General features: G+C 68.5%; 10 protein-coding genes and 1 pseudogene. 7 read left to right on the top strand and 4 right to left on the bottom strand.

Annotated features, from left to right (window positions below; translation table 11 throughout):
* Nucleotides 1-26 precede the first annotated feature (26 nt).
* The 7 genes from ACP7A5_RS03390 to ACP7A5_RS03360 all read left to right on the top strand — a co-directional run bounded on the left by ACP7A5_RS03390 (nucleotide 27) and on the right by ACP7A5_RS03360 (nucleotide 6,831).
* A complete protein-coding gene (locus ACP7A5_RS03390) occupies nucleotides 27-518 on the top strand; it encodes a GAF domain-containing protein (RefSeq protein WP_426040583.1) in 492 nt (163 codons plus the stop codon).
* Nucleotides 519-561: 43 nt separating this feature from the next.
* Entirely contained in the window at nucleotides 562-1,455 is an 894-nt protein-coding gene (locus ACP7A5_RS03385; RefSeq protein ID WP_426040582.1) for an ROK family protein, read from the top strand.
* Between the two features lie 55 nt (nucleotides 1,456-1,510).
* Nucleotides 1,511-2,185, top strand: coding sequence for an SDR family NAD(P)-dependent oxidoreductase (locus ACP7A5_RS03380; RefSeq protein ID WP_426040581.1), 675 nt, complete (start codon nucleotides 1,511-1,513; stop codon nucleotides 2,183-2,185).
* Between the two features lie 2 nt (nucleotides 2,186-2,187).
* Complete coding sequence (locus tag ACP7A5_RS03375; RefSeq protein WP_426040580.1) at nucleotides 2,188-3,021, top strand: HpcH/HpaI aldolase/citrate lyase family protein; 834 nt, start codon at nucleotides 2,188-2,190, stop codon at nucleotides 3,019-3,021.
* Between the two features lie 32 nt (nucleotides 3,022-3,053).
* Nucleotides 3,054-5,132 (top strand): capsular polysaccharide biosynthesis protein, encoded by a 2,079-nt coding sequence (locus ACP7A5_RS03370; RefSeq protein ID WP_426040579.1) that lies wholly within the window; start codon nucleotides 3,054-3,056, stop codon nucleotides 5,130-5,132.
* A 189-nt stretch (nucleotides 5,133-5,321) separates the two neighbouring features.
* A complete protein-coding gene (locus ACP7A5_RS03365; protein WP_426040578.1) occupies nucleotides 5,322-6,470 on the top strand; it encodes a beta-ketoacyl-ACP synthase III in 1,149 nt (382 codons plus the stop codon).
* A gap of 100 nt (nucleotides 6,471-6,570) precedes the next feature.
* Nucleotides 6,571-6,831 carry a hypothetical protein gene (locus ACP7A5_RS03360; RefSeq protein WP_426040577.1) on the top strand — a complete coding sequence of 87 codons (261 nt, stop codon included), beginning with the start codon at nucleotides 6,571-6,573 and terminating at the stop codon, nucleotides 6,829-6,831.
* Nucleotides 6,832-6,994: 163 nt separating this feature from the next.
* Here the strand turns inward: ACP7A5_RS03360 and ACP7A5_RS03355 are convergent, their stop codons facing one another.
* The 4 genes and pseudogenes from ACP7A5_RS03355 to glyS all read right to left on the bottom strand — a co-directional run bounded on the left by ACP7A5_RS03355 (nucleotide 6,995) and on the right by glyS (nucleotide 13,843).
* Nucleotides 6,995-7,525, bottom strand: coding sequence for a porin family protein (locus tag ACP7A5_RS03355; RefSeq protein ID WP_426040576.1), 531 nt, complete (start codon nucleotides 7,523-7,525; stop codon nucleotides 6,995-6,997).
* Between the two features lie 157 nt (nucleotides 7,526-7,682).
* Nucleotides 7,683-8,563 (bottom strand): annotated as a pseudogene (locus tag ACP7A5_RS03350) (2-dehydropantoate 2-reductase).
* Between the two features lie 136 nt (nucleotides 8,564-8,699).
* On the bottom strand, nucleotides 8,700-11,390 hold the full coding sequence (gene ppdK / locus ACP7A5_RS03345; protein WP_426040575.1) for a pyruvate, phosphate dikinase: 2,691 nt from the start codon (nucleotides 11,388-11,390) through the stop codon (nucleotides 8,700-8,702).
* Nucleotides 11,391-11,683: 293 nt separating this feature from the next.
* Nucleotides 11,684-13,843: a glycine--tRNA ligase subunit beta gene (gene glyS, locus ACP7A5_RS03340; protein WP_426040574.1), complete on the bottom strand. Its 2,160-nt coding sequence runs from the start codon at nucleotides 13,841-13,843 to the stop codon at nucleotides 11,684-11,686.
* Nucleotides 13,844-13,874 lie beyond the last annotated feature (31 nt).

The raw sequence follows: 13,874 nt of genomic DNA, 5'->3' as shown, positions 1-13,874 counted from the left end.
CCGCCCATCGCACCGCTGGAGCCCGCATGTCCCACGTCGCCCGCGACGACCGCCCCGCCGACAAGGCTGCCCGCTATGCCGAGGTCGAGGCCGAGATCCTGGCGGTGCTGGATGGCGAGCCGAACACAACCGCGCGGATGGCCACCGTGGCGTCGATGTTGGCCGACGCCTTCGAGGACTATTTCTGGGCCGGATTCTATGTCGTCGACCCGACGAAGGCGCGGGAGCTGGTGGTCGGGCCGTATCAGGGGACGCTGGGCTGTCTGCGGATCGCATTTGGACGCGGGGTCTGCGGGACGGCGGCAGAGACACGCCAGACCCAGCTGGTCGAAGACGTCCACGCCTTCCCCGGCCACATCGCCTGCGACGGGCGGTCGGAGAGCGAGATCGTGGTGCCGGTGATCGACCGTTCGGGCGAACTGATCGCCGTGTTCGACGTCGATGCGACGCGCAAGGCGGCGTTCGACGCGACGGACGCCGCGGCTCTGGAACGGTTGCTGGGGAAGGTGTTCGGCTGACAGTCCCTCTCCTTCCGGCAGAGGGTTCTGGTAGATGAGTCCCATGCGGATCGGGATCGACTTCGGCGGAACCAAGATCGAGGCGGTGGGGCTGGGCGCTGACGGCGCGATCCTGGCCCGGAAACGCGTGCCCAATCCCGGAGCCTATGACGCCGCCATCGACGCAGTCGCAGGGCTGGTCGCCTTCATCGAGAGCGAAAGCGGGCGCACCGGCGCCATCGGCATGGGAACTCCGGGCTCCAGGTCGCCTCGCACCGGGCTGATGCGGAATTCCAACTCCACCTATCTGAACGGGCGGCGGTTCGGCGACGACCTGGAAGCGCGGCTGGGCCGGCCGGTTCGCCTGGCCAACGACGCCAACTGCCTGGCCCTGTCGGAGGCGACCGACGGCGCGGCGGCGGGGGCCAGGGTCGCCTTCGCAATCATTATCGGCACCGGCTGCGGCGGCGGGCTGGTGGTCGACGGATCGCTGGTCGAGGGCGTGGGCGGGGTCGCGGCCGAGATCGGCCACATCGGCCTGCCCTGGCCGAGCGCCGAGGAGGCGCCCGGGCCGAAATGCTGGTGCGGCCTGCACGGATGCCTCGAGACCTGGGTGTCAGGATCGGGCCTTCAGCGGGATCATCTGGAGCGGACGGGCCAGGCGCTGGACGCGCCCGGGATCGTGGCGGCCGCACGTTCGGGCGAGGCGGCGTCGATGGAGAGTCTGGCCCGCTACGTCGATCGGCTGGGCCGGGCGATCGCCATGGTCACCAACCTTGTCGATCCCGATGTGTTCGTGCTGGGCGGGGGGATGTCGAACGTGACCGAGCTGTACGAACGTCTGCCCGCCGTAGTCGAGCGGCATGCCTTCTCCGATAAGTGGGCCGGGCGGATCGCGCCGGCGGTCTGGGGCGATGCATCCGGCGTGCGCGGGGCGGCGCGGTTGTGGGCGCTCTGATTTCCCTCTCCCGGTGGGAGAGGGCGCGCGCTAAGTCACCTCCAGGGAGACAGTCATGACCAAACGCACCCTCGTCGTCACCGGCGGCCACGGAATTCTCGGCAAGGCCGTCGTCGAGGCGGCGCTGGCCCAGGGGCTGAACGTCGCCCTGATCGACCACGCTGCGGGCAAGGCGCCGGACGGGGCGCTGGAGATCGGCGGGGTCGACCTGACCGACGCGGCTGCGACCGGCGCGGCGATCGCAAAGGTCGTGGAGCGGTTCGGCGGCATCGACGCCCTGCTCAACGTCGCAGGCGGCTTCGTCTGGCAGACCACCGACGACGCCCATCCAGCCTGGGACAGGATGTTCGCCCTGAACCTGACCACCGCGCTGAACGCTTCGCGCGCCGCCCTGCCCCATCTGAAGGGGTCGGCGGAGGGCCGGATCGTCAATGTCGGGGCCAACGGCGCGCTCAAGGCGGCGGCGGGAATGGGCGCCTATGGGGCGTCGAAGTCGGCGGTGCACCGGCTGACCGAGGCGCTCGCCGAGGAGTTGAAGTCGACTTCGGTGACCGTCAACGCGGTCCTGCCCTCGATCCTAGACACGCCGCAGAACCGCACGGACATGCCCGACGCCGATCCGTCGAACTGGGTTCAACCCTCCGATCTGGCCGAGGTGATGCTGTTCCTCGCCTCGCCTGCCTCGCGCGCGATCACCGGCGCCCTGATCCCCGTTACGGGCAAGGCCTGAGCGTGGACGCCCCCCGCAGCCTGCTGTTCCTGCCCGCTTCCAACGCCCGCGCCGTCGAGAAGGCGCGCGGCCTGGGCTGCGACCTCGCCGTGCTGGACCTGGAGGATGCGGTCGCGCCGGAGATGAAGGCCGAGGCGCGGGCGGCTGCGGTCGCCGCCGTGAAGGCCGGCGGCTTCAAGGGCGCGGTCGGGGTGAGGGTCAATGCGCTGGGGACCGACTGGGGTGAGACCGATCTGGAGGCTTTGGCCGGGCTCCCTCTGGACTGGATCATCGCACCCAAGGTCGAGGAGCCGGGCCTGAGCGACGCCTATGACGCGCGCATGGATGAAGGCGTGCGGCTGTGCGCCATGATCGAAACGCCCCGCGCGCTGCTAAATCTCTCGCACATCGCGGCGGCCGGAGGGCCATTGAAGGCGCTGATGCTGGGGGTCAACGACCTCGCGGCGACGCTGGGGACCGGGCCTTCGCAGGATCGCGAACCACTGAAGCCCTGGCTGGCGGCGACGGTGGCTGCGGCGCGGGCCAATGGTCTGGCGGCGATCGACGGGGTATTCAACGGGCTGAGCGACCCGGAGGGGCTGGCGGCCGAGTGCGCTCAGGGCCGGCTGTATGGCTTCGACGGCAAGAGCCTGATCCACCCGAACCAGATCGAGGCGGCCAACACCGCCTTTGCTCCAGGCCCGGACGAGATCACGCAGGCGCAGGCTATCGTCGATGCCTTCGCCGCTCCGGGGGCGGAGGGATCGGGCGCGATCCGCGTCGCCGACGCCATGGTCGAGCGCCTTCATCTCGCACGCGCACAGGCGCTGCTGGCGCGCGCCGCCGCGAGCCGATAGAGCGATAGCGGAGCTCGGCGAAAGCGTAACGGTTGCAACACCCTGTCCCCCTCAGCACTGACGCACGCGGCGGTTCGCCCCGGCGGGCCTGGGTCTGTTCTCCGGGCATCCTTGACGTTCCATTCCTTCGGACCTTCCTGCCGGAGCTCGATCTCAAGGCCAGCCCCTTCGCGGCCGTAGACGCCATCGTGGGCTGGGGCCTGAAGCCGACCTCGACCGTCGGCCGCAAGCGGGCCGAGAGCCGGAACCTGCCCTATCTGGCGCTCGAGGACGGGTTCCTGCGCTCCATCGGCCTGGGCGAGACCGGGGCGGCGTCACTGAGCCTGATCGCCGACGACATCGGGGTCTATTACGATGCGACCCGGCCCTCGCGGCTGGAGCGGCTGATTGAGACGGCGCCCGACTGGTGCGATGCCGCGATGCGCGCGCGGTCGGCGGCGCTGATCGACAGGGTGGTGGCCTCGGGCCTGTCCAAAACCAACATGGGCGGCCCGCTGGACCGGTCGATTCTGAAGCCCGCCCCCCGTATCCTGCTCGTCGATCAGACGGCGGGCGACGCCTCGATCGGCTATGGGCTGGCGGGGCCGCAGAGCTTCGCCGACATGGTGCGAACGGCCAGGACGGAACGGCCCGACGCCCAGCTGATCGTCAAGCGTCACCCCGCCGTGGCGGCGGGAAAGAAGAAGGGCTGTATCGCCGAAGCGGACCTGACCGGCGTGACCTTGCTGGATACAGACGTTCGGCCGGTTGAGCTTCTGGCCGAGGTGGACGAGGTCTGGTGCGTGACCTCCGCATTGGGGTTCGAGGCCCTGTTGCGGCGCCTGCCCGTCCGCTGTTTCGGCGCCCCCTTCTATTCGGGATGGGGGCTGACGACCGATGAGGTCCAGACCGGACGACGCGGGGTCGCACGCGACCTGGAGACCGTCGCCGCCGCCGCCCTGATCGCCTACCCCCGCTACGTCGACCCCGTGACCGGCCGACGCTGCGAGGCCGAGGCCGCCGTGGATCGGCTGATTTCGTTGCGGGACCGGGCCGAGCGGCTCGCGGGCTACTGGGCCGGGGTCGGGTTCTCGCCCGCCAAACGCCCGCCGATCCGTCGGCTGCTGAACGGCCCGCGCACGAGGATGAAGTATTTCGCCTCCGCCAGCCAGGCGGCGGCGAAGGCCGAGGCGCTGGGCGGTCGGCTGATCTACTGGGCGGGCAAGGAGACGCCGGAGATCGCGGGTGTCGCAGCGACCACGACCGCGCCCGTGGTGCGGATGGAGGATGGTTTCATCCGCTCGCGCGGGCTGGGCTCGGACTTCTTCGGGGCGCTCAGCGTCGCCCTGGATGACGAGGGCGTCTACTACGATCCGAGCCGGCCCTCGCGGCTGGAGAGCCTCATCGAGGCCGGCGCGCAGTCGCCCGTTCTGCAGGCCCGCGCGGCCGCCCTGCGCCGGCGCGTCGTTGAGGCCGGCCTTTCGAAATACAATCTCGTGGGCGGTTCGGCGCGGCCGGACTGGCCGAAGAACCGTCGCAAGGTGCTGGTCGTCGGCCAGGTCGAGAATGACAAGTCGATCCTCAAGGGCTGCGGCGACATCCGCACCAACTCCGGCCTGGTCGAGGCGGCGCGGGCCGACTTCCCCGACGCCTTCCTGATCTACCGCAACCATCCCGACGTCATGAGCGGCAACCGGCCCGGGATGCTGGAAGCCTCCGCGATTCATGCCGTGGACGCGACGGCGGACGGCTTCGACATCATCGACTGTCTGGAAGCCTGCGACGTGCTGGCGACCCTGACGTCCCTGTCGGGGTTCGAGGCCCTGCTGCGCGGCAAGACCGTGGCGACCTATGGTCGACCATTCTACGGCGGCTGGGGACTGACGCAGGACCGGATGACCTACGAGCGCCGGACGCGCCGGGCGAGCTTGGACGCGCTCGTGACCGCCGCCCTGGTCGAATACCCGATCTATGTCACGCCGGAGGGCTGGCCCTGCGAGGCCGAGGATCTGGTGACCGCCTTGATCGCCGCCCGAAACGACCCTCCGCCCGAGGCGCCGCCGCACCAGATCGCGCGCTGGTGGAAGGGCATCCTCGCCAGTCTCGACCGCCGCCGCCCACCGGCCTATTGAAGGTTCAAGCAGAGGCCCAATCTACATTGGCCCCTTCTCACCGTGCATCCCGGCGAAGGCCGGGGTCCAGATGGCATTCCCGGTTCCAGGGTCAGTGTTTTCAATACTGCTCCAACCGTTCGAGCCTGTGATCTGGACCCCGGCCTTCGCCGGCGTGCACGGGGGGATGAAACAGGAAACGCACCACTCGTGACCCACGCCGTCATAGCCGCCACCGGCCTGTTCACTCCTGAACAGTCGATCTCGAACGCCGAACTGGTGGAGGCCTACAACGCCTGGGCCGAGCGCTGGAACAGGGACCACGCGCTGCAGATTGCCGAGGGCGATGTCGCGGCCCTGACGCCCTCCTCGGTCGAGTTCATCGAGAAGGCGTCCGGGATCAAGAGCCGGTTCGTGCTCGACAAGACCGGCGTGCTCGACCCCGAACGGATGGCGCCGCACATCCCGGAGCGCGGCAACGACGAACTGTCGATCATGGCCGAGATGGCCGTAAAGGCCGCGCGTCAGGCGATCGAGGCCTGGGGCAAGCCGGTCTCGGAGATCGGCGCGGTCCTGTGCGCCGCCTCCAACATGCCCCGCCCCTATCCGGCCCTGGCGGTCGAGGTGCAGCAGGCGCTGGGCATCGAGGGCTTCGGCTTCGACATGAACGTGGCCTGCAGTTCGGCGACCTTCGGCATCAAGACGGCGGCGGACTTCATAGCCGGCGGCTCGGTCAAGGCCGTGCTGATGGTCAACCCCGAGGTCTGTTCGGCGCACCTGAACTTCACCGACCGCGACAGCCACTTCATCTTCGGCGATGTCTGCACCGCCGTGATCGTAGAGAGCTCGGACACCGCCGGGCCCGGCGGCTGGGACGTTCTGGGCACGCGGCTGAAGACCGTCTTCTCAAACAACATCCGCAACAATTTCGGCTTCCTGAACCGCTGGGCGCTGGAGACGAACGCCGTTGCGTGGTCCGACCGGGTCGCCGGCCAGCAGGACGACAAGCTGTTCATCCAGCAAGGCCGCAAGGTCTTCAAGGACGTGGTGCCGATGGTCTCGGAAATGATCATCGACCACGCGGGAGACCTGGGCATCGAGCCCACTGGCCTGAAGCGGATGTGGCTGCACCAGGCCAACATCAACATGAACCAGATGATCGGCCGCAAGGTCCTGGGCCGCGACCCGGCCGAGGACGAGAACATTATCATCCTCGACGAATACGCCAACACCTCCTCGGCGGGATCGATCATCGCCTTCCACCTGCATCACGACGGGTTCGCGGCGGGGGAGACGGGCCTGATCTGCAGCTTCGGCGCGGGCTATTCGGCCGGGACGGTGTTCGTCAGGAAGCGCTGATCACGAAGTGATGACCCGTCGAACATCGGCATAGCTTGCGCCTGCTGCGGGAGTCTGGGAGTTATTCGCAACCAGACGCCGAGCGGCACGGAGTCCCCCGATGAGCCAAGCGCCCGCCAAATCCAATTTCCTGGAAGCCCTCGCACGAGACGTCGCGACGGTGCTGAAATCGCTCGGCGGTTCGGCGCACCAGAACGTCGTCATCGACTGTGTCGCGGCCCTGAAGCGACAACGCGGCGAACCCGTGACCCAGGGTCTGAGGCAGGCCGTGGTCGAGGCCTTCGAACGTTATTCGGAATGGTTCACCCGGCCGTTCGGCGACGGGTCGATGCGCTGGGCGCTGATCGCAGAGCCAGGCTGACGCCGATTGTCTCCTCCCTGTCGCGCAGCGATGGGGAGGTGGCAGCGAGCCCCTTGCGAGCTGACGGAAGGGGGTCTTCGCGCAGCAAGATCCCCTCCGTCTCTCCGCTTCGCTGCGAGCCACCTCCCCACGCCTTCGGCGCAGGGAGGAGACGGGCCTTTTATTAGAAGCGACGCACGTAGCTGACGCCGTAGGTGTCGATTTCGCCGCCGTTGTCGTCGGTGAAGTCGCGGCGGGTCCAGTCGGCGCGCAGGCCGTTCTGGGCGTTCAGATAGTAGGTGCCGCCGACGCCGTAGTTGACGCTTTCGCCGTCTTCCTGGGCGCTGACGCCGGCGATGTCGGCCTTGATCGAGGTGGTGCCGTAGCCGACCCGGCCGAACAGTTCGAGGTTCGGGCTCACCGGCACGACGCCCACGGCATAGAGGGCGGCGTCATAGTCATGTTCCACCGAGCCGTTCACGCCAGCCACGGTGATGTCGTCGTCCTTGACGCCGATGGAGGCTTCGCCTTCCACGGCGAAGTTCGGGTGCAGACGGGCGGTCACCCGGCCCGTGATCGCGCCGAGATTGACGTTGTCGCCGTCCAGCACGGTGTAGCCGACCGAACCCGACCACTGCGGCGAGGAAACGGTCTGGGCCATTGCCGGAACAGAGAACAGTGAAATGGCGGCGGTTGCGAGAAGAATGTTACGCATAGTTTCTTTAACTCCGAGATGCGGGACTGTTGTCCCGGCCCCATCCAGCGAGAGCTCAAGTATGTATAGAGCGGGACCGTTCCAAGGCCCGTTCATTACATGATGGAAACTGTGCGCACCGAAGCACAGACAGCGTTATACTGGCCGCTTTGCTGCCCTATTCCATCGTTGACAGCAGGGTCGCGGCCATGGCGTTCAACGGAGCGGGGATGCCATGCGCCGCGCCCAGACGGGCAATGACCCCGTTGCGGGCGTCCCACTCCATCGGCCGACCGGCCAGGCGATCACCGAGCAGGGAGTTCACGGAGTCCGGCGGGGAGGTCTCGGCCCGCTCGACGACCCAGTCGGGAATGTGGTCGCCCAGATCCGCGCCGACCGCCCGACCGACGAGGACGCATTCGCGCACCATGGCCCGGATGAGGTCGGCGACGCCCGCCTCGCGCACCACTCCGCCCGGCAGACCGGTCAGGGCGTTGACCGCTCCGGCGCAGTTCAAGGCCAGCTTGGTCCAGGCGACGGTGGTGAAGTCGTCGGTGGTCGAGGCGGCGATGACGCTTTCGGCGAACAGGCTGGCGAAGGTCTCGCCCGCCTCCCCGGCCGGGACGACGATCGCGCCGTCGCGGCGGTGCTGGATGCGGCCAGGGGCGCTGCGCTCGGCCGGTATGTCGACGACGACGGGCACGATGCGGTCGGCGGCGATGAGGGGGCGAACCGTTCGACGTGTTCGACGCCGTTCTGGAGCACGGCGACGAGGGTCTGTGGCCCGACCAACGGGGCCAGCCAGGTCGAGGCGGCGGCGACGTCATAGGCCTTGGTGGCGACGAGGACCCAGTCGACGGGGGCGGTGATCTCGGCGGGGTCGGTGATGACGCGCGGTCGGGCCTCGATCAGCCGCCCGTCGGGGGCCTCGACCACCAGCCGGTCGAGCGGGGTGCGGGCGCACAGGGTGACCGACGAGACGAGCGGGCTGTGAGACAGCCAGGCCGCGACCGTGCCGCCGATGGCGCCGGGGCCGACGACGGCGATGGAGACACTCATTCCTCCCCCCTCGGGGGAGCTGGCGCGGCGCCCTTTTGCGCCGTGACGGAGGGGGCCCGCCAGGAGCGACGGCGTCCGGGACCGGCCCCCTCCACCGCTTCGCGGTCCCCCTCCCCCGATGGGGGAGGAATGAGCATCAACGATCCTTTTCGCGGGCCTCGGCGCCGCGCGCGACCAGAGCCGCCTGGGCCGCAGCCAGACGCGCGATCGGCACGCGGTAGGGCGAACAGCTGACGTAGGCCAGGCCCACGTCCTCGCAGAAGGCGATGGAGGCCGGGTCGCCGCCGTGCTCGCCGCAGATGCCCATCTTGATGTCGGGACGCACGGTCCCGCCCCGCTCCGCGGCGATGCGGATCAGGTCGCCGACGCCCTCCTGATCCAGGCGGACGAAGGGATCGGTCTCGAAGATGCCCTTGTCCATATAGGCCTGCAGGAATCGGCCGGAGTCGTCCCGGCTGATGCCAAAGGTGGTCTGGGTCAGGTCGTTGGTGCCGAAGGAGAAGAACTCGGCGTGTTCGGCCAGGTCCCCGGCTCGCAGGGCGGCGCGGGGCAGTTCGATCATGGTGCCGACCAGGTAATCGACTCTGTCGCCGGCCTTGGCGAACACATCGCGGGCCACTCGGTCAGTCAGCTCGCGGAGATATTTCATCTCCAGACCCATGGCGACCAGCGGGTGCATGATCTCCGGGATCGGGGCCTCGGCGGCGGTTTTCTTGACCTCCAGCGCGGCCTCGAGGATGGCCCGCACCTGCATCTCGTAGATCTCGGGATAGGCGACGCCCAGACGGCAGCCGCGGTGGCCGAGCATCGGGTTGGTCTCGTGCAGTTCGCGGGCGCGGCGCTTCAGCTTGGCGGCGTCGATGCCCGAGGTCGCCGCCAGGGCGTCGATGTCCTCGTCCGTGTGCGGGATGAACTCGTGCAGGGGCGGGTCGAGCAGGCGCACGGTGACCGGCAGGCCGGCCATGATGGTGAACAGCTCGACGAAGTCCGACTTCTGGAACGGCTCGATCTTGTTCAGCGCGGTGCGGCGGCCGGCCTCGTCGTCGGCCAGGATCATCTCGCGCACGGCGGCGATCCGGGCCTCGTCGAAGAACATGTGCTCGGTCCGGCACAGGCCTATGCCCTCGGCCCCGAAGCCTCGCGCGGTGCGGGCGTCCAGCGGGGTCTCGGCATTGGCGCGCACCCGCAGGCGACGGACCTTGTCGGCCCAGGCCATCAGGGTCTGGAAGTCGCCCGTCAGCTCCGGTTCGATCATGGGCACGGCGCCGTCCAGCACCTCGCCCTTCGACCCGTCGATGGTGATGATCTCGCCGGCCTTGAACGTCCGGCCCCGGGCGCTGAAGGTCTGGGCGCGTTCGTCGATGTGGATCTCACCGGCGCCGGAGACGCAGGGACGGCCCATGCCGCGCGCGACGACGGCCGCGTGGCTGGTCATGCCGCCGCGCGCCGTGACGATGCCGCGCGCCGCGTGCATGCCATGAATGTCCTCCGGCGAGGTCTCCTCGCGGACCAGAATCACCGCGTCGCCGAGCTGGTTCAGCCGCTCGGCCTCGTCGGCGTCGAAACAGATCTTGCCGGTCGCGGCCCCGGGCGACGCGGGCAGGCCGGCGGCCACGACGTGGCGCGTCGCATTCGGGTCGAGCGTCGGGTGCAGCAGCTGGTCGAGCGCAGACGGCTCGACCCGGCTGATCGCCTCTTCCTGGGTGATGACGCCCTCGGCGGCGAGGTCGACGGCGATCTTCAGCGCCGACTTGGCGGTGCGCTTGCCGTTGCGGGTCTGCAGCATCCACAGCCGGCCCTGTTCGACCGTGAACTCGATGTCCTGCATGTCGCGATAGTGGCGCTCCAGGGTTCCGACCACATCCACGAACTGGGCGAAGACCACGGGCATGGCTTCTTCCATAGACGGGGCCGTCTCGCCCATCTCCTCGCGGCCGGCGATGGTCAGGGACTGGGGCGTGCGGATGCCGGCGACGACGTCCTCGCCCTGGGCATTGATCAGGAACTCGCCGTACAGCCGGGCCTCGCCGGTCGAGGGGTTGCGGGTGAAGGCGACGCCTGTGGCCGAGGTCTCGCCCATATTGCCGAACACCATCGACTGGATGTTGACGGCCGTGCCCCAGCTCTCGGGGATGTCGTGCATACGGCGATAGAATTTCGCGCGGTCGTTCATCCAGCTGGCGAAGACGGCCGAAACGGCGCCCCACAGCTGTTCGTGCGGGTCTTGGGGGAAGGGCCGGCCCAGCTCACGCTCGACCACGGCCTTGTATTCGGTGACGACCTTTTCCCAGTCGGCGGCCGACAGGTCGGTGTCCACGGTCACGCCCAGACGGTCCTTGTGGTCGTCCAGCACCTCCTCGAAATCGTCGTGCGACAGGCCCAGCACCACGTTGGAATACATGGTGATGAAGCGTCGATAGGAGTCGAAGGCGAAGCGGCGGTCGCCCGACAGTTTGGCCAGACCCTCGACCGTCTCGTCATTGAGGCCGAGGTTCAGGACCGTGTCCATCATCCCCGGCATGGAGGCGCGGGCTCCGGAGCGGACCGAGACCAGCAGCGGGTTCGAGGCATCGCCGAAGGTCTTTCCGACCACCGATTCTACGGTCTTCAGACCGGCGGCGACCTGTTCGGCCAGATCGGCGGGATAGGCATTGGCGTTCGAGAAATAGTGGACGCAGGCCTCGGTCGTGATGGTGAAGCCCGGCGGCACCGGCAGGCCCAGCCTGGCCATCTCGGCGAGGTTCGCACCCTTGCCGCCGAGCAGGTTCTTCATCGACGCATCGCCGTCGGCGGACCCGCCGCCGAAGCCGTACACCCACTGAGTCATCGGTAGTCCTCTGAAGTCGTGTCGTGACCGGCGGGTTGACCCCGCTCGCGTGCGGCCTTGACTACAATGCTGCGGACGCGAAGGCGAGGCCGGGCTGTAACAAAGGGTGATGGGGCGGAGAGTTCCTTCTCCCCTTGCGGGAGAAGGTGGCCGAGCGAAGCGAGGTCGGATGAGGGGTCACTCCGACGCTGAAAGCCAGCGCTCGATCAATTCACTCCAGCCGCCGGTGTGACCCCTCATCCGTCAGCCTTCGGCTGCCACCTTCTCCCGCAAGGGGAGAAGGGAAGCATCCGTTACCCCGCCACCTGTCCGAAGTCGGCGACCTTGCCCATCACCGCGCGGACCTGGCCCAGCAGCTTCAGGCGGTTGTCGCGCTCGGCGGCCACGTCGGAGTTGACCATCACGTCGGTGAAGAAGGCGTCCACCGGGCTGCGCAGGGCGGCGAGGGCCGTCATGGCGGCGGCGAAGTCCTCGGCGTCCAGGGCCGTGTCCACAGCGGTCGCGGCGGCGGCCGTGGCCATGGCCAGCGTCGTCTCGGCCTCGGGCTGGTTGGGCAGGCCGGTCTGGACCATGCCGGTCGGGACGGCGCCCTTCTTCTCCTCGGCCTTGAGGATGTTGGACGCGCGCTTGTAGCCGGCCAGCAGGCTCGCGCCGTCTTCCGTGGAGAGGAAAGCCTCAAGTGCGGTCAGACGGCGGACCAGTTTGTCCAAAAAGATTTCGGTCGTGCCAACCGTCGCGTAAGCAGCTTCAGCATAGTCGTGCCGCAGGCCTTGGTCCCTCAGTGAAACTTTGAGGCGATCTTCAATGAAGCGCAGCAGTTCCTCGACGAACTCCACGACTTGGAGGTAATCCTTACCGGTCAAGCGTTTCGCGTGCTCAACCGCAATAAAGTGAAGGTTGATAGGCCGATCAGTGGTCAAAATCAGCCGGATCACCCCCAACGCAGCACGCCGCAGCGCGAACGGATCCTTCGACCCCGTCGGCTTCTCGTCGATGGCAAAGAACCCGACGAGGGTGTCGAGCTTGTCGGCCAGGGCGACGGCGACGGTCAGGGGGGCGGTCGGGACCGTGTCCGCCGGGCCCTGAGGCTTGTAATGGTCGCGGATGGCGTCGGCGATGGCGTCGGGCTCGCCGAAGGCGCGGGCGTAGTAGCCGCCCATGACGCCCTGAAGCTCCGGGAACTCGCCGACCATGCCCGACGCGAGATCGGCCTTGGCGAGGCGGGCGGCGCGTTCGGCCTGATCCGGATCGGCGCCGACGAGCGGGGCGATCTCGCGGGCCAGGGCGGCGATGCGCATCGTCCGCTCGGCCAGGGTGCCGAGCTTGGCGTGGAAGGTGACGCCGCTCAGTTTCGACAGCCAGGCATCGAAGCCGACCTTCTGGTCCTCGTCCCAGAAGAAGCGGGCGTCGTTCAGGCGGGCCGAGAGCACGCGGCTGTTGCCGGCGGCCAGCGCCACGCCGCCGTCAGAGGCCTCGACATTGGCGACGACGAGGAAGTTGGGGGCCAAGCCCCCCTCCCCCGCTTCGCGGGTACTCCCCCCAGAAGGGGGAGATTGATCGCGGGAATGTCCCCCATCCGGGGGGACCGAAGCCTGCGAAGCAGGGTTCGAGGGGGGCCGCCGCACCGCAAAATACTTCTGGTGCACCTTCATCGACAGACGCACGACCTCGGGCGGCAGGTCGAGGAATTGCGGGTCCATGTCGCCCAGGATCGGCGTCGGCCATTCGGCCAGACCGGCGACCTCGTCCAGCAGGCCGTCATCGTCGACCAGTTCCAGACCGCGCGCATGGCAGGCGGCGCGGGCGGCCTCCAGGATCTTCAGCTTGCGGTCGGCGACGTCGAGCAGGACGAAATGCTGTTCGAGTTTGGCGCGGTAGTCGGCGAAATCATGGACCGTGAACGGCTTGCCCGCCCCCATGAAACGGTGGCCCTCGGTGACGGTTTCGGCCGGCATCGCGTCGATCTCGAACGGAACCACCCGGCCGTCGAACACCGCGAGGATGCGCTTCAGCGGCCGGACCCAGCGCAGCGTGCCGTCGCCCCAGCGCATCGACTTGGGCCAGGGGAAGGCGCGCACGATCTGTTCGACCATGTCGGCGACAAGATCCGTCGTCTTCTGGCCCGGCTCACGGATGAGTCCGTAGAAAAAACCGTCCCGCTCGGTCAGGTCGGCGCGGGTCAGTTCGGTCTTGCGCAGGAAGCCCTCCAGCGCCTGTTCCGGCGCCGAGGCCCGCGGCCCGCGCACCTCCTCGCTGCGCTCGGGCGTGGCGGCCGGCAGGCCCTCGACCACCAGGGTCAGCCGGCGCGGGCCGGCGTATGTGGTCAGGGTGTCATACGTCAGCCCGGCGGCCTTGAGCCGTTCGGTCGCCATACGTTCGAGGTCGCGCGCGGCGCCCCCCTGCATGCGGGCGGGGATCTCTTCCGAGAACAGTTCGAGGAGGAGTTGGGGCATCAGGTTTCGCTAGAGCCAGGACGGAAGCCGA

It is taken from the genome of Brevundimonas sp. TWP2-3-4b1 (genome assembly GCF_049897665.1).
Classification (GTDB): Bacteria; Pseudomonadota; Alphaproteobacteria; order Caulobacterales; family Caulobacteraceae; genus Brevundimonas; species Brevundimonas subvibrioides_B.
This window is presented reverse-complemented; position numbering and strand designations above follow the sequence as displayed.